We start from the raw sequence: 19749 nt of genomic DNA, 5'->3' as shown, positions 1-19749 counted from the left end.
ACTAGAAAATTTTCTTTGCGGGATTTCCAAAATAGGTCCCCTCTTTCTTAATTGTCTTTAAAACCACAGAACCTGCACCTATCCTCGTGTTCCCTTCAATCTTAACTCCGGGTAATATGGTTGCTCCTGACCCAATAAAAACATTGTCTCCCATAACGCAACCACCCCCAATATCTACATTAGGCATAATACTAACGTTTCTACCAATTGTTACGTCATGGCCAATTTGCGATCCCAAATTAATAAATGTTCCATCTCCAATATTTACGTCACAAGAAATAATTACATTTGGAAATAAAACAACTCCTTTTCCAATGTTTGTTCTCTCACCTACTATTACAGAAGAATGTATAAAGCGTAACAAGTTAATTGAGCTATTTGCTGTAAATTCTTCTAATAGTTTTTGCTTCACTTGAGGAGACATAATTCCAATCAATACATTTCCAGATTTAAAACTTGAAATATTGCCAAAAACATTATGTTTCATTTTATATGGAACTAATGCATCGAGATTATCGTCCCAAAAACCTTTAACTATGAGATTTGAATTTTTATCATTATTTATCCATGAAAGTAGTTCTCGAGCTAACCCACCAGCCCCTATGACATCTACCTCTATTTTATTGAATTGAGTAACCTCCATCTATTTTAATATTTTGTCCAGTGAGCCACTTAGACTTGTCACCTAATAAATATTCTATTAAATACACGACATCATTTGGCTCGCCGATACCAATCGGATGCATACCAACGATTCTAGATTTATTCTCTTCCTCTATTTGCTGAAAAAGTTTTTGAGTTAGCGGAGTATCAACGATGCCGGGAGAAACACAATTTACACGAATCTTCCTCTTAGCTAGCTCCAATGCCAAAGATCTAGCAAAGCCTAACAATGCAGATTTACTAGCGCAGTATCCGATTTTTCCAGGTTGACCAAGTTCGCCCATTACTGAAGATAACAAAATAAAACTTGCTTGATCCAATGAGTATTTTTTCTTTGATAAATTTCTTACTATCTCTATCGCCGAAAAGACATTCACAGTGAAAACTTGCTGAACTCTATCAACAGTATATAGTCCAATTGGTAATGTTTCTTCTAAACCTGCACAATGTACAAAGCCACTAAATTTAATATCTCCTAGAGAAGACTTGAAGAGTTCTTCAATTTCTTCAACTTTAAATAAGTCAAATTTTAAAAATATAAAATTCTCGTATCCTAATAGATCTTGTATTTTTTCTTCATCCCTTCCTATTCCATAAACACAAGTATTCAAATCCTTTACAAGAAGACATGCTAAAGCTTTGCCAATACCGGAAGTTGCTCCGGTAATTAATATATTTTTCTTTATAGACATATTATTCAAACCGTTCTGTTCCAATTTTCTCTATTAAGGATTGAACAGTAGTGATAGAATTGATATCATCTCCTGTCAAATTAACGTCAAATTCATTTGACACAAGACCAATTAATACCATCGCTGCCATGGAATCCCATTCATCTAACTCTTTCAAGTTTGTTGAAACATGTAAATCAGAATCTAGTTCTAATTCGTCTCTTACTAATTCTAAAAATTTTGCTGTGTTCATAACTTTTATATTAAACTGTTATCAATTTCAATTATTCCGCCGGCCCATGATAATCCAACCCCAAACCCAACAACAACTACAGATAAGGGGGCAGCGATATTTCCCAAATCATTGGCTAATCGTTTCAAGGCTATCGGTATGGTATTGGAAACTGTATTCCCTCCATCGGCCATATTTATATAAAATTTTTCCTTCTCAATTTTTATCCTCTTCCGTAAAAACTCAAGCATAAACGAATTTGCTTGGTGAAAGATGAAATAATCCGGATTTTGAAGTTCCATCTTATTAATTTCCAATACTTTTTTCGTAAAATCTGGAATATTCTCAGCTGTAAAATTAAAGATCTCGGGACCGTTCATATACAAATTATTGTCGGTATATTGGTTGTCCGATCCGTACACTTTTGTTTCAGGATTTAAAATACAAGAATTTTTAGTGCCGCCATTTTTTATAATTAGTTTTTCCGCACCGCTACCATCCGATCCAAAAGCAAACTGTTTCAGTCCCTCCCTATTACTTTTAATCAAAAATGTCGCAGTGGCTGCATCTCCGAATATTGCTCTATTTGACCTGTCCTCCTCATTAAGATATTTAGAATATGTTTCAGCAGTTACAAGAAGAACATTATTGACTTGCCCGCTTTCTATTAATCCTTTTGCTAGACTCAGTCCATATACATATCCTGAACATCCTAGGTTGAAATCAAAAGCTCCAACAGTTCGAGAAAGGCCTAATCTTTCTTGTAAGAGACACGCTGTGGTTGGCAAAATATACTCTGGGCTCTGCGTGCAATAAACTATATATTCAACCTGTGTTCTGTCAATATTTTCAAATAACTTTAAACATGCCTGCTCTGCCAAATCTAATGCTGTTTCATTGGAATCAACCCAATACCTAGACATAATTCCAACTTTAGATTCAAATTTCGTAAAATCATAATCGGGGAAACGCTCGCGAAGCATTTCATTTGAAACTTTATTTTCTGGAAAATAATATTCTAGTGCTTGTATTTTAACGCCCATAATTATTTCGTTTAATATTTACCGTTGTTTTATTTATAATATCTTAGAATTATCCAGCCATAAACTATACTAAACTAAGAAAACTACTTAATATTTTATATTATTACCTTTAAAAGCTTCCATTGTAGCCTGCCCTTCTGCAGATATCCCCTCCCGTACAAAAACTTTTTTTATGGTTAAGAAAAAAATTCTAAAGTCCAATATGAAAGAAATATGATCTACATACCAGACGTCATATTCGAATTTTTGCTCCCAAGATATAGCATTTCTACCATTAACTTGAGCCCAACCAGTAATTCCAGGACGTACTTCATGACGTCTTTTTTGAACTTCATTGTATAAGGGCAAATATTGCACCAACAATGGTCGAGGCCCAATTAACGACATATCTCCTATGATTACATTAAGTAATTGCGGTATCTCATCTAACGAGGTCTTACGGACGATAGCGCCAATCAGAGTAAGTCGATCTGCATCTGACAGAAGAGTCCCTTTTTCATCTCTTTTGTCATTCATGGTTTTAAATTTTATAATTTTGAATATTCGTCCATTCTTCCCAGGTCGCTTTTGAAAAAAAAAGGGCTTGCCGTTATTTGCAATAAATAGGCCAACAGTAACCAGAACAAATATTGGCGAAAGTAGCGATAAACCAAAGAAAGCTATAAAAAAGTCTAGAAGACGTTTAATTGAATCTTTATACATTATTATTTGTTATTTTTTTTATCTCAATTAAGTAACGTTCTGCTAAGAGCTTCCTATCAAAATTTTCTTTTGCATATTTATAACCATTTTGCCCCTGCTTCAATAAAAGATCTGGATCAGCTAAATAAGTTCGAATAACTCGATTATATTCAGAAGCGTTCTCAGGTTCAACATATGTCCCTGCTTGTGCTTGTTCCACCAATTCTCTAGAAACACCATCAATAGCCATAAGTATAGGTTTTTGACAGGAAAAGTAATCAAACGTTTTATTCGAATAAACAGTCTTAAAGGTGTCAACTTTTTTAAGAACAGATGCTCCCATATCAGAAGCTAAGATAAATTTAAATACTTCCTGTTTTGGCACAGGATCGTGAAAACGAACATTGACTACCTGCATTTGTTCAGCTTTTTTCTTTAGCCTCTCTTTTTCCATTCCCTGACCAATAAGAAGAAAAAGAACGGGAGTATCCTCTAATAACTTACCTGCATCTAATAATTGATCAAGATGATTTGCTACACCATGTGCTCCAACATATGTTACAACAAACTTATCTTGTAAATCATGTTGTCGTCTAAAGTCTTCTTTATTAAAAGTTTTAATAATATTTTCCGACAACGAGAAGTCCGCTGCATTAGGGATCATGATTAATTTATTCACGGGAATACCCTTCTTATCTCTTAGGGCATTAAAAAAAGCAGGGGTTAAAACATTAATCAATGTAGCTTTTTTATATATAAATCTTTCAACTGCATAAGCTAGTTTTATAACCCACTTGTTAGTTAAAACACCTGTATCTATTGCAGACTCAGGCCATAAATCTCGAATCTCGAATACCATCGGTAAACGTTTAACAAATGAGATCAAATAACCCGAAATTCCAACAAATAACGGAGGCGAGGTTACAATTACTACGTCGAACTTTCCCTTGACTTTAAATAACCCTGCCCACAAAGACGAAAACATAAAGGAGAAATAGCCCCAAAGTCGCCCTAAAAATCCATTATTATAAGATTCAGAAACATGAGTTCTATGAACAGTAACTTTTCCTTGTTTTTTCTTTACAAAATACTTTCCGTTGTATTCTGAGCGCTTCTTATTTCCATGGGCATGCATCATTCCAGCAATAACAACAACCTCATGCCCCATCTCAGTCCATGTCTTTGTTATCTCGTTCCAACGCGATCCTCCTGGATCGTCTTCTTCCAAAAAATATTGATGTAACAGTAAAATTTTCATTATTTAACAATAATTTTTGTTTCTATTTTTTTATCAAAGGAGAAACTAATACTTTCTCCGTCATTTATTACTCCATAATAATCAGAGTTATATGACATACCCCGCGTTTTCGATACCAAAATATCGTTCTCTTTTGCAATAAACTCAATTTGCAAATCATTAATATGCCATATCTGTTCTTTCTTAAAGCCGTCTAAATTCACGACCTCATCTGTTACTATCCACACTTTCTCTCCTTTTAATTTTCGAACTGAACGTATTAAACGTGCATTGGAGCTTAGAAACTGATAAGCTTTAATGTTTCCATTAAAGACATATTCGCTCTCTGTTTCTGCTATTTTACTAGATACTTTTTGAGTCCAATAATACCATATAAAACGTCCTCCTCTTAACATCTGTGACTTCCCATCTACTAATACTGTATTATGGGAGACTGTCCCCATAAAATAATCCAAATGATGGGAATCTGTATTGTACTTATAAGTTCCTGAGTCTCTTAGAATATTTTTCCCATCCACCCAAACGTCCATGTGCAAATTATCAGCTTGAGCAGGACGGTCTTTATGGGAGCCACATCGCAAAAGGGTAAAACAACTACCATCACGAATTATAGTATATCCTCCGGTGGAATATTCTTTAATACCATAAAACTTCTTCATTATGGGAAAGGAATAAGTCTCACTTTTAGGGATATTCCACCAGGCGGCTTCCTCTTTATATAAATCTGAATCATATAATGATTCTCCTGTTAGCAGTATATGTAAAGAGTTTAATTGAGGTCTATAATCTCTATAATTAGTATCTGACCATGGAAAAAACAATGCACCATCATTGGAACCGTAGTTAGGAAGCCAACCATTTTCTTCCTGCAAACATTGATATAAAAAATCTAAGGATTTATAAGCCCGCTCGTAAACTGTCTTAGAAAAAGGGGCCCCCGCATGTTCAGAGATTGATATACCAAGAGTTAACAACTGAACAACAACACGGTGATAGTTCATTGAAAACTGTAGAAATGTTCCGTCATCATAAACCTGATAGTCGATTTCTCTTTCAAACCATTTTCGTCCTCTTCTTGACCATAATTTTGTTTCTGGAATAAAAGGAAAAAGAAATTCGCTTAATGTAAGAAATAATGTCTCCGTAATAGCGTGATTATTTCGTACGGCTATTCTTGAAAAATCGATGTGATTATATACATGATGAAGCGAAGCATAAATTACTTTTACAATTCGATTCCAACGATTTTCCGTTAAAGCAGGATGATTTTGATAATAAACTAAAGCAAAATACCAATTAAATATTCTTAAAGATATCTCTTGACTACATCTCCAGTTAGGCCCCCTATTTATTGGATTGTGTTCTATCCAAGAATCTATCTCTGAGAGAACAAATTCTGCAAGATCGTTATTGTAATGATGATCATAACGAATTAATGTAAGTACCCATGAAAATCGTGATTTTTCCCAAACATATTTAATATCTCCTGCTTCTACCGAAAGATCAGGTATTTCTGACCAGTGCTTGTTAATATCGTAAAGATAACCATTTGAGGGATTAGTAATCCAATTGTAGTTCTTACCTAAACTTATCCATTCAGCATTAAAGAAAGGAATATCTCCTGCTAAGATCCGTTCCGCCTTCATTTTGAGTTCCTCGGACTCTTTCCTTTCAATATTCAAAGTAGGGTCAAGGATTGCATAATTCTTACAGACAGCTTCCTTCCATTGCGAAAGAAAAAATTGACTGCCAAGTTTAAAATCTAAAGGATGTCTACGTTTTAGTATTCCCGATCTTTTTTCAAATTCATGTTTGACCCGATATGAAACATATCGCACGCCCATGTTTTTGCATAACTGTATTGCTAGTTTTAATTTCATTAACTAATCAATATTTATCCATGCATTTTTTTTCAAACTCTCTACCGCTGCAAAAGAGGCCCTAGTTGTATTTATTAACTCTTCCAATGGGATTAACGCCCCTCCTCCTTGTTGAGTCCTTTTTACAAGTTCAGAAAATTGCTTCTTATGTCCTTTATCCAGGGAAGTTTTTAACTTCGTAAAGCCCTTTGTTCCAAACCCTTCTGTCTTTCTAAAGTTGTCCATAATTATAGTTCTCTCCTGCGAATAAACTTCAACTCTTTCTTTCGAATATGCTTTAGATCCATTAGCAAAATAATTTATAACTCCTGTTGAACCGTTTTCATATTTTAAAAGAATTGATGCGTTATCTGTATTTTCTTCTGGAGTTACTCCCATAGCATTCATACAAACTGATTTCACTTTACTTCCAGTCAAATAAGTTATAAGATCTATAAAATGGCAAGCCTCCCCGATAATTCTTCCCCCACCAACATTCATATCATGAATCCATACGTTTGAAGGGATAAAACCAGCATTCATGGTTGCTATAACATTCATTGGTCCGTTTCCAATTGTCTTTTTTATTTGCTCAATATGTGGCGAAAACCTTCTATTAAATCCAACAGTTAAGACTTTTCCTGATTTCTGTTGGGCGTCTATAATTACTTGAAGCTCCTCTTGATTAAGCGCTAACGGTTTTTCGACAAAAACATTCTTGCCTGCTAACAACCCCTCTTTAACCATAGAAGCATGCATATTATGCCGAGTCGTAATTAAAATAAGATCAACTTCAGGGTCATTAATTATTGTCCTATAGTCCGTAGTTGAATTGGAGATACCATATTTTTGAGCCAATGCAGTGCCACTCACACCACCATTGCTAGCTATATATTTTAAATGCGCCCCAGTATCTTTAAACGCAGGCAGCATGGTCATTTTTGTGAAATTACCAGCTCCAATAATCCCCAATACTCCCTTAGAATTAGAAAAATCAGCACGAATTAGTTCTACATTACGGCTAGGGTTCAATTGAGACTTCTCGTTATATTTAAGAATTGATGCAATCGATCTACTTTGACCGATTTCTCCATAAATATTTTGATAATCATCCAATGCCACAATTTCTGTCACCATTTCTTTTACGTGAAGACGTTGAAGACTTATGGCTTGCAAAATTGTCTCAAAGTTCCTCTTTTCAGTCCATCTTACAAACGGCAGGGGATAATCTATACCTTTCTGTTCGTAATCATCATCGTAACGTCCTGGTCCATAAGAACACGATACTTGAAAACTAAGCTCTTTTTCGTAAAACTCCGCACGACTTATATCTAATCCAATAACCCCTACTAAAATAATTCTTCCCCGCTTCCGACTCATGCGTGCAGCCTGAGAAATAATTTCATTGTTTTTTGCCGATGCTGTAATAATTACACCGTCAGCCCCCCCTTCAGTTTGTTCTTCAACAAATTTCACAACATCTCCGTTTTTTGGATTAAATGGTACTATCCCCCAAGATTCTGCCAACTTTAATTTCGAATCGTCAATATCTACGCCGATAACCTTACATCCATTCGCCGTTAAAAGCTGTGCTGTCAAAAGTCCAATCAATCCCAACCCAACAACCACCACTATTTCTCCCAAAGTTGGATTTAAAAGTCGAATTCCCTGCAATCCAATTGATCCTATAACTGTAAAGGTAGCCTCTTCATCTGTAACATTATCAGGAATATGAGCAACTAGATTTTTCGGTACGGAAACAAATTCGGCATGTTGGCCATTTGAAGCAACTCGATCACCAACTTTAAAATCATCCACCCCGTCTCCCACAGCTATCACACGGCCAACATTACAGTAACCCAAAGGTAATGGCTCTCCTAATTTATTAAATACTGCCTCAAGGGTTGGCATTAAACCATCAGTTTTAATTTTGTCAAGAACCTGTTTGACTTTATCGGGTTGCTGGCGTGCTTTCGAGATTAAATTTGATTTACCAAACTCCACTAGCATGCGCTCTGTTCCTAATGATACAAGACTTCTCGTCGTCTGGATAAGAACTTTACCTTTTCCAACTTGAGGAGCAGGAACCTCTTCTAATATTGTTTCTCCTGTTTTAAAGGATTGAATTATTTGTTTCATTGTAAAATATTTTTAAAAATTGGTTTTATAATATCAATAGCGTTGATGATATCAGCCTTATCAGAATTAATTAATTGTGTTTTCAATTGGTCGTTTTCATTCAAAAGTTTAAGGAACTTTAATTCTAAGTCCTCTTGTCTTGATGACTCATATAATAATGTATCTAAAGGACGTGAGCAAACATCAGAAGCCAAGACTGGCGTATTTAAAACCAAAGCCTCCTTCACACTAAATCCCTCTATATCAGTATTATTTAACCTCAAAAAACCATCAGAATTACCCCAGATATCAGAACCATTTGCTACTTTATTTATTAAGAAAAGAACCTTGCTGTTGAGATCTAACTCTTCTAATTTGCTTTTAAAGCTTGTTAAATCTTTTTCATTAGGTTGACTTATACATAAACACACACCAAAATCAAAATGTCTATATTTTTTTAAAATAGATAATAGCTTTTCTATTCCGTAATCGTCAGAGGATAGGTAATTAAAGCCAAAAATACTCATGGAAAAAATCAATTTATTTCTTTTTCTAAATTCAATAAACTCCTCTGGAAGAATAATTTGATTATTTCCTATAGGAGGCAGGAATGCTGGAACTTTAACAAAATTAATGTTATTCTTATTAAGAATTTGACACACCTCATCATCGTTAGAAAACACATATAATGCAGATTTTAATGTATTTAAAAATTTACTTTGATCTATAGTGTTGAGGAACCTCTTATTGTGCAAAGTTACTAAAAATCTATTTTTAATAAAAAAAGAAAAAAGCTTTAGCACCATGAGTCTATTCGTATGTAGATGTACAATTACATTACGATCAAGCAATACGGATAAAAAATCGGCAATAAACCCTTTAGAGTGTCGAATGTTCGATTGTGCTATAATTTGTCTTCCTTTACTAAAATTTAAAAGACTGATGTTATCAAAACCAGACAATGCTTGAATCAATCTTTGAACATGAACTGAAACACCACCATATGGCTCTGGTAAACTGCCCCATAACTCAATTCTTTTTTTTCCCATTTTTTTTCTTTTATATTACTATTATCAAGGAACATGAAGACATTTATTAAACCTATGAGCTATCTCAATACGGAATTAAAGTTGTTTTACATCCCCAATCCAGCTCTAAAATATCTCGCAGTGATAGAATTAATTGGATCATTGAGATCATTTATATTTTTTTTAAAAGTTGCATTCCCTTTCATTCCCATAAAAGTTTTAATATTTCCATCTTTGGCCAATTTGATAGAGACACGTTGAAAATCCCACATTTTAATAAGAACAGTAGCTCTAGCTTTTTCTGAATCGTTAGAGGTTGAGTTTAAAGTCTTTTGTAAAAGGAAGTCTAATTTTTTTAAAGTTGACTCATTAATATCATTCAAATATGTTAAATCATTAAATGGCAAAAAAGTGGATTGATAATTGTACTCTTTAAATACAATAGACCAGTAATCCTCCAGTACTTTATAAAATTGTAGCAAATATACCGAGCTATTTTTACCGACGCACTTTCTTGCCCACTCTTCTTCAAGGCTTTTAGCATCTAATTTAGTGCTCCACAACATTTTTGCCAAAATCCAATATTTAGGTCCCTCAATAAAATTAGGATAAGCCTCACTATAATAATATTCAAAATTATTAAGGTAATGATATTGTATTGATTCTTCTAAAGAAGTTGTATAAATTCTAGGTAACAAATAACAATAACCATAGTTGTAGTCATAAATTCCCAATTTTTTAGCTTTGGTTTTCCAAAGATCTATCGCCCTCTTGTAATTATTTAAAAAGTTTTTATCACCCCATCTACTACGCTCCACGGTAATATAGGGTATTACATTAGAAGGAAGAGAAGAAATATTTGTTGGAGGATCAAAAACGTTATAATAAGCTAATAAACCATACGTAATATTCTTATGTTTCTTGTTTAATGCATTAACAACATTGCTTACCCAAGAATAATATGTATCGGAATAACTCCTTAGTCCTAACGAATTAATTTGATTATTCTTAAAATTAAATTCCTTCGAATCGTTAATTCCCAGGGAAAAAGAGGTCACCTCTGATTGATTTAGTATGCCATCAATATTTTTATAAGAACTATTATAAAACTCTTGACTTCCGAAATCAGGTTGATTAGTTCCCTTAAATTTGGCTCCAGATATTTTATCCATATTATGGTGAAATTGAATTTCACCAAATAATTTATTCCTCCTTCCCCAAATCCCTAAAATATCATTAGCCAATGGATTAATTGGCGAAAGTAGCCTTGCTTTGAAATCTGGAGAATATATTTTGTCAATCTCTGGAATTTCAATAGAGTTCTTCTTTTCTATATATTCACCAATTTCAGTTGGCATAAGCCAAGAAACATTCAAAAATTCTTCTAAAAACTGATATATTCCGAACTCAAGCCCGATCGCCGTTTTGCCGACAATATAAAAATTCCTTCCATTAGAGACAAACCTAAATGCATCTTTCGGACAGCTTTGAAGATACTTATCTAGCGGGTCCAATCGAATAATAATATTATTCGAATTGTTACTCACCGTACGATTTACATTTAATTTCGTTGCACTTATTTTGAAGATATAATTGTTCAAATTTTCACTATATCTCTTCATGAAAGGGGTCTGATCAGCTACGACCAGTATAGCGTTGGCCTTATTATTTACGACAATTTTTATAGCCCCATTTGCGTGCATTCCAATAATCAGAAAAAATACCGCAAAAATTATTTTAATATTCATAGTGAATTTATTGAAATGGTAAAATCGCTAGTCTGTAAAAATTTATTGAATATACAAGTACTGTCAGTAAAAACGCTATCCTACTTTTTAAACTAAAATCAACAAAAATAAGGTAGTAAACCAATATTAAAGTATATATGATATAAAAATCGAAAATTCGAGAAACTGCAGGAATTGCGGACATTAATGCCAATGAGCAAGTTGAGTAAGCATTTATCGTAGCAAATTTTTTCACGAACAAAGGTTTATTATCAGTATTCATCTGAATGAAGTAACTCAAAAAAAAGTTAAAAAAAATAACTATTGAATAAGAGGATAAGTTTGAATTGACATTCCCTAAATAATTACTAAACTTCTGACTTCTGACATCTTGAATATCTCCCAAAAGTCCTATAAAATACTGAGAGACAAATGAAGATATCAATACATGGACTTTAAATATATAAAATACTAAGACTATTGATAATAAAGCCAATGCCTTATTTTTATTAATTGTAGCCTTAAAAAAAAGAGGAATCCAAGCAAAAAAGCCGAAGAAACTAGATCGATGCATACTTAAAGCAATGAAAACGAACAGTGCACCATAAATTACTTTCCTCCTCAACAAATATGATGTCCCAAAAATGAAAAAGCTAATAGACAAGCCTGCCCTAAGTACTATTCCATTATACATAAATCCAAATAATGAGATATATAAAAGAAAAAAAGGGAGATAGTTAAGATTATTGGGAACCTCTGAAATCTTGTATGCCAATAGGAAATTTCTAACTGAAATTTTTATTAAAAAATACTGAATAAAAGCGATTAGGAAAAAAAACAATACAATATTATCACCTGTAAGAAACTTGCATATTTGGCAAAAAATCGAATAACCTATTTCAAATTTATATTTAGTATCTAAATTAGATGAGTTATAGAGTTTATTTAAGGTAACACTATAAAAGTCGTCCACATATGCAAATGTATCGGCCGAGCCGTTAACCTCCCGTGTGCAGACTATTAGAAAAAAACAAGCAATAACGCTTATTTCGAAAAAATATAACCGTTTTTTCGAAGTTTGTTCTATAAAAGCTAAAACCGTCGAAATAACTAAAAATACTGTATAAAGAATTAAATCCATTTAATTAATCCTCCATGCTTTAAAAGTATGTCTTAAACCAATAAAAGTTAATCTCCTCAGGTATTTAATTACGTCCATGGATTTTCCGATTTTAACAGCTTTGAAAAACAAAAAAGTATCATACATAGATCTAATTTTTGTAATTGAAACATCTACTAAAGGATATTTCGCTAAATAATATTCTACTATATTAAATTTAGTACAATAAAAAGATTCCAACTTAGCAAATGATTTATTATTGCTAATTGAGGTATCTAATATACGATACATTAATGTAGGTCTATCTAAATACTTAATTGCAGCATGTTGTGAAATTTCTAACCAAAGGATGAAATCTATTGTATTACAATGTTTATCTATAAAATATTTAAAATTAATATTTTTAAGATACTCACTTCTAAATAATGCAGTTCCCGCACAAATAAAGTTGGCCAATAAAACTTCCGCATAAAGTCCTTTACCTTGCAGCTCTATACATTTATCATTTAATTTTTGAGAAACCGAACCAACGATATTATTATGTCCTCTCGAAGTTTTATAGTTGGAATGCACTAATCCTACCGCACTATCTTCTTGAATTAATTCTATCTGATTTTGCAATTTTAATTCATCTATCCAATAATCATCACCTTCAAGAATTGCAATAAACTCCCCTCTACAATTTTCAAAGCATCGTTGATAATTTTTAAAGAGACCGAGATTGGGCTGTTTTTCCAACAAAACAATTGTATTAGGAAATTCTAAACTCAGCTTTTCGCAAATTGTTCTTGTATTATCAGTTGAACAATCTTCTCCAATTACTAATTCGATAGAAAAATCGGTATTTTGATTTAAGACGCTTCTTATTGATTGCTCAATATAATTTTCTTGATTGTAAGTAACCATTACTACACTTACCAACGGTTTTTCCATTTCTACAAAAGATTATATTTTTTTACGTTTAAAAACATTAAAAGAAAAATAACTAATTGAGTCAATACAAAGCTAACAACTGCTCCATTTATTCCAAAAATCCAAATCATTAACACACATATTGGGAAAGAGAATACACTTGTATACACATATACTTTAGAAAAAGCATTTTTTGATACGTTATCACCCAATGCAATTAGCCCTAACTGTCCAAATACTCCACCCAATGCTATTGGCAGAATAGAAAAAACTGAAACTCTCAGCAATAGTATAAACTGTTTATAATCATTGAATACTTTTTGTATTATAAAATTTTCAAAGATAAAATAGCCACAAATAATTATCAGCATCAAGCCTGTCACTATAAAAATAGAATTTCTAAACAATCTCTTAGCGCTAGAGAATTCGTTAACCTTCATTTTGGCAATAAGTGGAAAAAATGCCTGACTTATTGGAGAATAAATACTAAAACATAAGGCTTTTACTAATTTTTCAATTGCTCCGTACGCTCCTACAACAAACGTTGTTGAGAAAAAACCCAAAATAACGGTGAAACTTGTCGATATTAGTGAAGTTAGTGAATTTGATAAAAATAGAGGCCACGCCGATCTTATTTCTTGTTTAATACATAGATAGGAGGGAGGACTTATGTTCATCTCCCTATAGACTTTATGTTTCGAAATAACAATAAAAGATAAGGCAGCTGACACAATCCAACTTAAATTTTGAAGAAATGCTGCCCATAAATAATCGTTGGAAGATTTGACAAGTACAAAAATAAATGGATAAGTGACAAATTTGGAAAAAGTATTGATCAAACTAAATGTCTTCATGTCATTCATCCCTTGAAAGTACCAAATAGGAAAAAAAGTGGAACCAATTAGACCAATCCATGAAACAATTAACGCAATTTTGTAATGTTCAAAAAAACCAACAAAGAAAAAAACAGGAAAGAATATAACAGTCAAAACAATCAAAATGTATGATTTTATAAAAATTACCGATGAAAAGATACTCGCCACTTCTTTAGGGCTATCTTGTACTTCGGCTATTTTCTTTGTTATCGTAAGATTAAAACCAAAATCAGAAATTATCATCAAAATCTGTACAAAACCTAATGCGTAAATATAAATTCCAAATGATTTTCCATCTAGAACTGCTAATAAATATGGAAGAGTTAGAAATGGAAGTATATAATTTGCCGCTTGCACCGCAATCAGGTATCCTCCATTCTTAATCGCTTCTTTTAATTGCCCTTTGTTCTCACTTGATTTCATAAAATATTTAAATATCTTTCAACCAGACATTATTCTTCTCGTCAAAATATTTTATTATTTTTAGAGGATTCCCACCAACAATAACATTTGGAGGTATATCTTTGGAAACAACAGAATTAGAACCAATTATTGAGCCACTTCCTATAACTATATTTGGCAAGATAACAACTCCATCCCCAATCCAGACATTTTCACCAATTATGACTTTTCCTGGACTATATATTTTTCTTTTATTAGGTGCACTTTCAGGCGAATCTTGATCAATTCCATTATATTTACCATGATTATGATCTGTAATTAACACATTCGATCCAATTAAAACATTATTTCCTAACTCTACATAATTTAAGACTCCTATGTGAACATTTTGCCCCAAATTAACATTGTCTCCAACTTTCAAATACCCACCAGCAAAAACCTCCATTCTCAACAATTTATTTGCATAAAATTGCCTTCCTAGCTCAATTCTCTTTAAACCCGTTATTAGAGAATTAGAGTTTAGAACAAAAAAGGAAGATTTTCTAAAAAAAGGCTTATAAATGCTAAATCTAATTATCGCAAATAAAAATTTAAATATCTTTATCATAATTCTATTTTAAAAGATTTAAAAGATATTCACCGTAACCGCTTTTACGAAGTGGCTCTGCGATTTGATCCAGTTGATACTTATCGATGAAACCCATTCTGTATGCCACCTCTTCTATTGCTGCAATCTTCATGCCCTGTCTTTCCTCGATCACCTGGACAAATTGACCTGCCTGCATCAATGACTGAATTGTGCCTGTGTCTAACCAAGCTGTTCCACGGTCGAACACACCAACCTTTAGCTTGCCTCTTTTTAAATATTCTCTATTGACGTCTGTAATTTCCAGTTCACCGCGGGATGATGGTTGGATATTCTTCGCTATCTCAACAACATCGTTGTCATAAAAATATATACCAGGAACAGCGTAATTTGATTTCGGCACTTTAGGTTTTTCTTCAATCGAAACGACGTGCTTATTTTCATCAAATTCAACAACACCATATCGCTCGGGATCATGGACAGGATATGCAAAAACTACACCTCCATCAGGGTCAGCACAAGATTGAAGTAATTTCGACATACCCGAGCCATAGAAAATATTATCTCCTAATATAAGTGCAACTTTATCATTTCCGATAAACTCTGCTCCTAATATAAATGCTTGTGCAAGTCCATCCGGACTTGGTTGTTCAATATATTCAAATCGACATCCGATCTGCGAACCATCCCCAAGCAACTTCTTAAAATTTGATAGATCTTGAGGTGTAGTGATAATTAAAATCTCATTGATTTCAGCCAGCATCAAAGTTGATAGCGGATAATAGATCATAGGTTTATCATACACTGGCATTAATTGTTTAGAAACAGCCAATGTTAATGGATGAAGTCTTGTTCCGGATCCCCCAGCTAAGATTATACCTTTCATTCGATATCGATTTTAGATTAATTTAAATTTTATTTAACATCTCAGTCAGACTATCTTTCCAATATGGAACAGAGACATTGTAGGTCTCCTTTATTTTCATTTTATCCAACAAAGAATAGTGCGGCCTTTTCGCAGGTGTTGGATATGAAGTACTAGGAATAGCTTGAATCTTACAATTAAGATTCTTAATTTCACAAATAGCCCTAGCGAAGTCGTACCATGAAATTTCACCTTCATTGCTATAGTTATAAATACCACCAGACCAGTGAGCATTATCAACAATATATAATATAGCTTGTGCTAAATCTCTAGCATAAGTAGGTGAACCAATTTGGTCATTTATAACTGATATTTCCTCTCTTTCACTCATAAGACGCACCATAGTTTTCACAAAATTATGACCATACGCCGAATACACCCATGAGGTTCTAATAATTATACCATCAGGCAACCATTTTTGTACGGCTTGCTCTCCCTTCAATTTAGTCAAACCATAAGTATTAATTGGATCAACCACAGCACTTTCAAGAAGAGGTTTATCTGAAGTACCATCAAAAACATAATCCGTAGATATAGCAATTAACCGAACATTATTCAGCCGGCAATATTGTGCTATTTCCTCTGTCGCCAAATGATTCACAGCATCTGCTAGATCTTGCTCAGACTCTGCTTTATCAACAGCCGTGTAAGCTCCAGTATGAATAATAAGATCGGGATGATACACGGCAAGTATATCTTGAATAATACTAACCTGATCCAAAGGAAGCTGTTTACGATCCAAAAAAAAGCATTCTTTAGTCGCATCTAACTTTAATAAATCTTTTAGCTCGGAGCCCAACTGTCCATTAGCACCTGTAATAACTATTTTCATATACCAAAGACTTCTTTAAAGCGCAAGGCTTCCTTATCTTTATCAGACAATATCATTTCCTCAACGGGAATCGTCCAATCAACGGCCAAGTCTCGATCTAATGGATACACTCCACATTCTGACTCTTTATTATAGAAATTATCACATTTATAAAAAAATGTAGCTGTCTCGCTTAAAACCACGAATCCATGTAGAAAACCTCTAGGAATAAATAGCTGTAGGTTATTTTCGGCAGAAAGTTCCACCGCAACATATTCGCCGAATGTAGGTGAATTTGGCCGTACATCAACAGCGACATCGATAACCTTACCTTCTAGAACTCGTACTAATTTTGCTTGAGCATATTCACCCGCTTGGGCATGTAGTCCACGCAATACGCCTTTTGTTGAAAATGATTGATTATCTTGTACGAAATGTGCTTGGGATCCTGTCAAGTTATTAAAAGCTTGCTCATTAAAACTTTCAAAAAAATATCCCCTACTATCTCCATATTTCGTCGGCTCCACAATAAAACAGCCCTTCAATTTAGTTTCCGTGGCTTTCATATTAACCTTGATATTGTTTTTTATAATAATTTTGATATTCTCCAGAACTTACCTGATCCAACCAGTCTTGATTATTTAAATACCAATCAATAGTTTGGGATAACCCCTCTTCGAAAGTCACTGAAGGTTTGTACCCAAGCTCTTGGTTGATTTTACTTGCGTCAATAGCATAGCGTAAATCATGCCCTGGTCGATCCTTAACAAAAGTGATTAGCGATGCAGCCGTTCCCTGCTCCCTTCCCAGTTTCTCATCGACTTGCTTACACAATTCCTTAACCAAATCAATGTTTTGCCACTCGTTAAAACCTCCGACATTATACGAGTCGCCATTTTTCCCCTTATGGAACACCAAATCGATCGCACGTGCATGATCGATTACAAACAACCAATCGCGCGTGAACTTTCCATCACCATAAATCGGTAGAGGCTTATTGGTTAAAACATTATGAATACAAAGTGGAATTAGCTTCTCAGGAAAATGATTTGGCCCATAGTTATTCGAACAATTGGTTAAAACAACTGGCAGACCATAAGTATCATTATATGCTCTTACAAAATGATCTGACGATGCCTTTGAAGCAGAATAAGGAGAATGTGGATCATATGCTGTATCTTCTTTAAATAAACCGACCTCACCCAAAGTACCATAGACCTCATCGGTAGAGACATGGTGAAAACGTTTTCCTTCAAAATCACCTTTCCATATAGTTTTTGCAGCATTTAAAAGATTAACGGTACCGATAACATTTGTCATAACAAATGCCAATGGGTCTACAATAGAGCGATCAACATGGGACTCTGCAGCGAGGTGAATAACACCATCGGGCTTATACTGCTCAAATATTTGCAGAACATGGTTCGCATCGGTAATATCTGCTTTAACGAACGTATAATTAGCATGATGCTCAATATCCTTCAAGTTCGCTAAATTTCCAGCATAGGTTAAAACATCCAAGTTAACAATCTTATAGTTGGGATATTTAAGCACAAACTCCCTAACGACATGTGAACCTATAAAACCAGCACCTCCAGTGATTATTATTGTACTCATACGCTTATTTATTTGTAACTCCACAAAAATCTAGCACAACTTTTTCTTCCGGAATTTCCAATGTTTTAAATTCATTATGTGCTACTAAGAACACAATAATGTCAGCTTTAGCAATAGCCTCGTGATAATCAGTTAGCTTAAAAACTTTATGTTCGTGTACATTAGGTTCAACAATATACATATCTGCATCTCCAGAATCCTGTAAAACTCGTTCTGCAATATGGATGGCTGGCGATTCTCTTAAATCGTCAATATTTGGCTTAAAGGCCAAGCCCATAATTGCAATTGAAGGTTGACGACCGTTTTTAATTTCGAATTCCAAACGTGCTGTTTTCACTTTTTCGGCACACCAGAAAGATTTATAATTATTTGTTTCTCTAGCTTGTGCAATCATACGTGATTCCATCGGAAAATCTGCTGTCAGGAAGTAAGGATCAACTGCAATACAGTGTCCACCAACACCACATCCAGGTTGTAAAATATTAACACGCGGGTGCTTATTAGCCAAGCGGATCAAATCCCAAACATTAATATCAGCTTTGTCACAGATCAAAGAAAGCTCATTTGCAAAAGCAATTTGAGAATCTCTTGATGCGTTCTCTGTCAATTTACACATCTCGGCAGTACGCGCATTTGTTGGATGCAACTCTCCTTTTACAAACTGACCATAAAATGCCAATGCCTTTTGAGTGGAAGCCTCATTTACCCCACCAATAACACGGTCATTATGTACCAGTTCGTACATTACGTTTCCAGGGAGAACACGTTCAGGACAGTAAGCAAGCGAAATTTTACCTTCCAATTCAGGACGTTTTGAAAAAATTAAAGCCATCATCTTTTCCGTAGTTCCGACCGGGGAAGTTGATTCAATCACATATAAATCGCCTTCTTTCAACAAAGGAATAATACCTTCTGTAGCTGCCTGAACATAAGAGATATCAGGCTGGTGATCTCCTTTAAATGGAGTTGGTACTACAATTAAGTAAGTATCTGCTTCAACAGGTTTAGTTCCAGCTTTTAAAAATCCTTTACTAACTGCTTCCGCGACCGCCTTGTCAAGGTCAGGCTCAACGATATGAATTTTTCCCGCATTGATTGTGTCAACAACATGTTGAGAGATATCTACTCCATGCACAGCGATGCCGCTATTTGCGATTAATGCTGAAGTAGGCAATCCAATATATCCTAAACCAACGGTTACTACTTTTGCTTGCATTGATA

General features: G+C 34.0%; 19 protein-coding genes. All 19 read right to left on the bottom strand.

Features of this window, described 5'->3' with window-relative positions; translation table 11 throughout:
* Position 1: 1 nt before the first annotated feature.
* A complete protein-coding gene (locus tag IQ31_RS11705; RefSeq protein ID WP_145328101.1) occupies positions 2-643 on the bottom strand; it encodes an acetyltransferase in 642 nt (213 codons plus the stop codon).
* The gene (locus tag IQ31_RS11700) at positions 621-1355 is read right to left on the bottom strand and encodes an SDR family NAD(P)-dependent oxidoreductase (RefSeq protein ID WP_208734235.1); all 735 of its coding nucleotides are present in this window, start codon (positions 1353-1355) and stop codon (positions 621-623) included. Before IQ31_RS11700 ends, IQ31_RS11705 begins: the two co-directional genes overlap by 23 nt.
* A 1-nt stretch (position 1356) precedes the next feature.
* Complete coding sequence (locus IQ31_RS11695) at positions 1357-1587, bottom strand: acyl carrier protein (RefSeq protein WP_145328099.1); 231 nt, start codon at positions 1585-1587, stop codon at positions 1357-1359.
* A gap of 5 nt (positions 1588-1592) precedes the next feature.
* Positions 1593-2609, bottom strand: coding sequence for a 3-oxoacyl-ACP synthase III family protein (locus tag IQ31_RS11690; RefSeq protein ID WP_145328098.1), 1017 nt, complete (start codon positions 2607-2609; stop codon positions 1593-1595).
* Between the two features lie 87 nt (positions 2610-2696).
* Entirely contained in the window at positions 2697-3311 is a 615-nt protein-coding gene (locus tag IQ31_RS11685) for a sugar transferase (protein ID WP_145328097.1), read from the bottom strand.
* The gene (locus IQ31_RS11680) at positions 3304-4548 is read right to left on the bottom strand and encodes a glycosyltransferase family 4 protein (protein WP_145328096.1); all 1245 of its coding nucleotides are present in this window, start codon (positions 4546-4548) and stop codon (positions 3304-3306) included. The genes IQ31_RS11685 and IQ31_RS11680 overlap by 8 nt, the downstream gene beginning before the upstream one ends.
* A complete protein-coding gene (locus IQ31_RS11675; protein WP_208734233.1) occupies positions 4548-6428 on the bottom strand; it encodes a heparinase II/III family protein in 1881 nt (626 codons plus the stop codon). Before IQ31_RS11675 ends, IQ31_RS11680 begins: the two co-directional genes overlap by 1 nt.
* Positions 6429-6431: 3 nt before the next feature.
* Positions 6432-8546, bottom strand: coding sequence for a bi-domain-containing oxidoreductase (locus tag IQ31_RS11670; protein ID WP_145328095.1), 2115 nt, complete (start codon positions 8544-8546; stop codon positions 6432-6434).
* Positions 8543-9574, bottom strand: a complete 1032-nt coding sequence (locus IQ31_RS11665; protein WP_145328094.1) for a glycosyltransferase — start codon at positions 9572-9574, stop codon at positions 8543-8545. The genes IQ31_RS11670 and IQ31_RS11665 overlap by 4 nt, the downstream gene beginning before the upstream one ends.
* Before the next feature lie 86 nt (positions 9575-9660).
* Positions 9661-11301 (bottom strand): DUF4838 domain-containing protein, encoded by a 1641-nt coding sequence (locus tag IQ31_RS11660; RefSeq protein ID WP_145328093.1) that lies wholly within the window; start codon positions 11299-11301, stop codon positions 9661-9663.
* A 7-nt stretch (positions 11302-11308) separates the two neighbouring features.
* Positions 11309-12421 (bottom strand): EpsG family protein, encoded by a 1113-nt coding sequence (locus IQ31_RS28235; RefSeq protein ID WP_145328092.1) that lies wholly within the window; start codon positions 12419-12421, stop codon positions 11309-11311.
* Positions 12422-13333 carry a glycosyltransferase family 2 protein gene (locus IQ31_RS11650; RefSeq protein WP_145328091.1) on the bottom strand — a complete coding sequence of 304 codons (912 nt, stop codon included), beginning with the start codon at positions 13331-13333 and terminating at the stop codon, positions 12422-12424. It lies immediately after the preceding gene.
* A 2-nt stretch (positions 13334-13335) separates the two neighbouring features.
* Positions 13336-14610, bottom strand: coding sequence for an oligosaccharide flippase family protein (locus tag IQ31_RS11645; protein ID WP_145328090.1), 1275 nt, complete (start codon positions 14608-14610; stop codon positions 13336-13338).
* 7 nt (positions 14611-14617) lie between these two features.
* Positions 14618-15196, bottom strand: a complete 579-nt coding sequence (locus IQ31_RS11640; protein ID WP_145328089.1) for an LbetaH domain-containing protein — start codon at positions 15194-15196, stop codon at positions 14618-14620.
* 4 nt (positions 15197-15200) lie between these two features.
* Complete coding sequence (gene rfbA, locus IQ31_RS11635; protein ID WP_145328088.1) at positions 15201-16061, bottom strand: glucose-1-phosphate thymidylyltransferase RfbA; 861 nt, start codon at positions 16059-16061, stop codon at positions 15201-15203.
* Positions 16062-16083: 22 nt separating this feature from the next.
* Positions 16084-16932 carry a dTDP-4-dehydrorhamnose reductase gene (rfbD, locus tag IQ31_RS11630; RefSeq protein ID WP_145328087.1) on the bottom strand — a complete coding sequence of 283 codons (849 nt, stop codon included), beginning with the start codon at positions 16930-16932 and terminating at the stop codon, positions 16084-16086.
* Complete coding sequence (gene rfbC, locus IQ31_RS11625) at positions 16929-17477, bottom strand: dTDP-4-dehydrorhamnose 3,5-epimerase (protein WP_145328086.1); 549 nt, start codon at positions 17475-17477, stop codon at positions 16929-16931. Before rfbC ends, rfbD begins: the two co-directional genes overlap by 4 nt.
* 1 nt (position 17478) lies before the next feature.
* Positions 17479-18528, bottom strand: coding sequence for a dTDP-glucose 4,6-dehydratase (rfbB, locus tag IQ31_RS11620; protein ID WP_145328085.1), 1050 nt, complete (start codon positions 18526-18528; stop codon positions 17479-17481).
* Between the two features lie 4 nt (positions 18529-18532).
* Positions 18533-19744, bottom strand: a complete 1212-nt coding sequence (gene wecC / locus IQ31_RS11615) for a UDP-N-acetyl-D-mannosamine dehydrogenase (RefSeq protein ID WP_145328084.1) — start codon at positions 19742-19744, stop codon at positions 18533-18535.
* Positions 19745-19749: the final 5 nt, after the last annotated feature.

It is taken from the genome of Sphingobacterium siyangense (assembly GCF_007830445.1).
Classification (GTDB): domain Bacteria; phylum Bacteroidota; class Bacteroidia; order Sphingobacteriales; family Sphingobacteriaceae; genus Sphingobacterium; species Sphingobacterium siyangense.
This window is presented reverse-complemented; position numbering and strand designations above follow the sequence as displayed.

What these genes read in the sequence shown, in the direction of transcription:
- IQ31_RS11705 (WP_145328101.1), bottom strand. Translation starts at nt 643, where the DNA reads ATGGAGGTTACTCAATTCAATAAAATAGAGGTAGATGTCATAGGGGCT.
- IQ31_RS11700 (WP_208734235.1), bottom strand. Translation starts at nt 1,355, where the DNA reads ATGTCTATAAAGAAAAATATATTAATTACCGGAGCAACTTCCGGTATT.
- IQ31_RS11695 (WP_145328099.1), bottom strand. Translation starts at nt 1,587, where the DNA reads ATGAACACAGCAAAATTTTTAGAATTAGTAAGAGACGAATTAGAACTA.
- IQ31_RS11690 (WP_145328098.1), bottom strand. Translation starts at nt 2,609, where the DNA reads ATGGGCGTTAAAATACAAGCACTAGAATATTATTTTCCAGAAAATAAA.
- IQ31_RS11685 (WP_145328097.1), bottom strand. Translation starts at nt 3,311, where the DNA reads ATGTATAAAGATTCAATTAAACGTCTTCTAGACTTTTTTATAGCTTTC.
- IQ31_RS11680 (WP_145328096.1), bottom strand. Translation starts at nt 4,548, where the DNA reads ATGAAAATTTTACTGTTACATCAATATTTTTTGGAAGAAGACGATCCA.
- IQ31_RS11675 (WP_208734233.1), bottom strand. Translation starts at nt 6,428, where the DNA reads ATGAAATTAAAACTAGCAATACAGTTATGCAAAAACATGGGCGTGCGA.
- IQ31_RS11670 (WP_145328095.1), bottom strand. Translation starts at nt 8,546, where the DNA reads ATGAAACAAATAATTCAATCCTTTAAAACAGGAGAAACAATATTAGAA.
- IQ31_RS11665 (WP_145328094.1), bottom strand. Translation starts at nt 9,574, where the DNA reads ATGGGAAAAAAAAGAATTGAGTTATGGGGCAGTTTACCAGAGCCATAT.
- IQ31_RS11660 (WP_145328093.1), bottom strand. Translation starts at nt 11,301, where the DNA reads ATGAATATTAAAATAATTTTTGCGGTATTTTTTCTGATTATTGGAATG.
- IQ31_RS28235 (WP_145328092.1), bottom strand. Translation starts at nt 12,421, where the DNA reads ATGGATTTAATTCTTTATACAGTATTTTTAGTTATTTCGACGGTTTTA.
- IQ31_RS11650 (WP_145328091.1), bottom strand. Translation starts at nt 13,333, where the DNA reads ATGGAAAAACCGTTGGTAAGTGTAGTAATGGTTACTTACAATCAAGAA.
- IQ31_RS11645 (WP_145328090.1), bottom strand. Translation starts at nt 14,610, where the DNA reads ATGAAATCAAGTGAGAACAAAGGGCAATTAAAAGAAGCGATTAAGAAT.
- IQ31_RS11640 (WP_145328089.1), bottom strand. Translation starts at nt 15,196, where the DNA reads ATGATAAAGATATTTAAATTTTTATTTGCGATAATTAGATTTAGCATT.
- rfbA (WP_145328088.1), bottom strand. Translation starts at nt 16,061, where the DNA reads ATGAAAGGTATAATCTTAGCTGGGGGATCCGGAACAAGACTTCATCCA.
- rfbD (WP_145328087.1), bottom strand. Translation starts at nt 16,932, where the DNA reads ATGAAAATAGTTATTACAGGTGCTAATGGACAGTTGGGCTCCGAGCTA.
- rfbC (WP_145328086.1), bottom strand. Translation starts at nt 17,477, where the DNA reads ATGAAAGCCACGGAAACTAAATTGAAGGGCTGTTTTATTGTGGAGCCG.
- rfbB (WP_145328085.1), bottom strand. Translation starts at nt 18,528, where the DNA reads ATGAGTACAATAATAATCACTGGAGGTGCTGGTTTTATAGGTTCACAT.
- wecC (WP_145328084.1), bottom strand. Translation starts at nt 19,744, where the DNA reads ATGCAAGCAAAAGTAGTAACCGTTGGTTTAGGATATATTGGATTGCCT.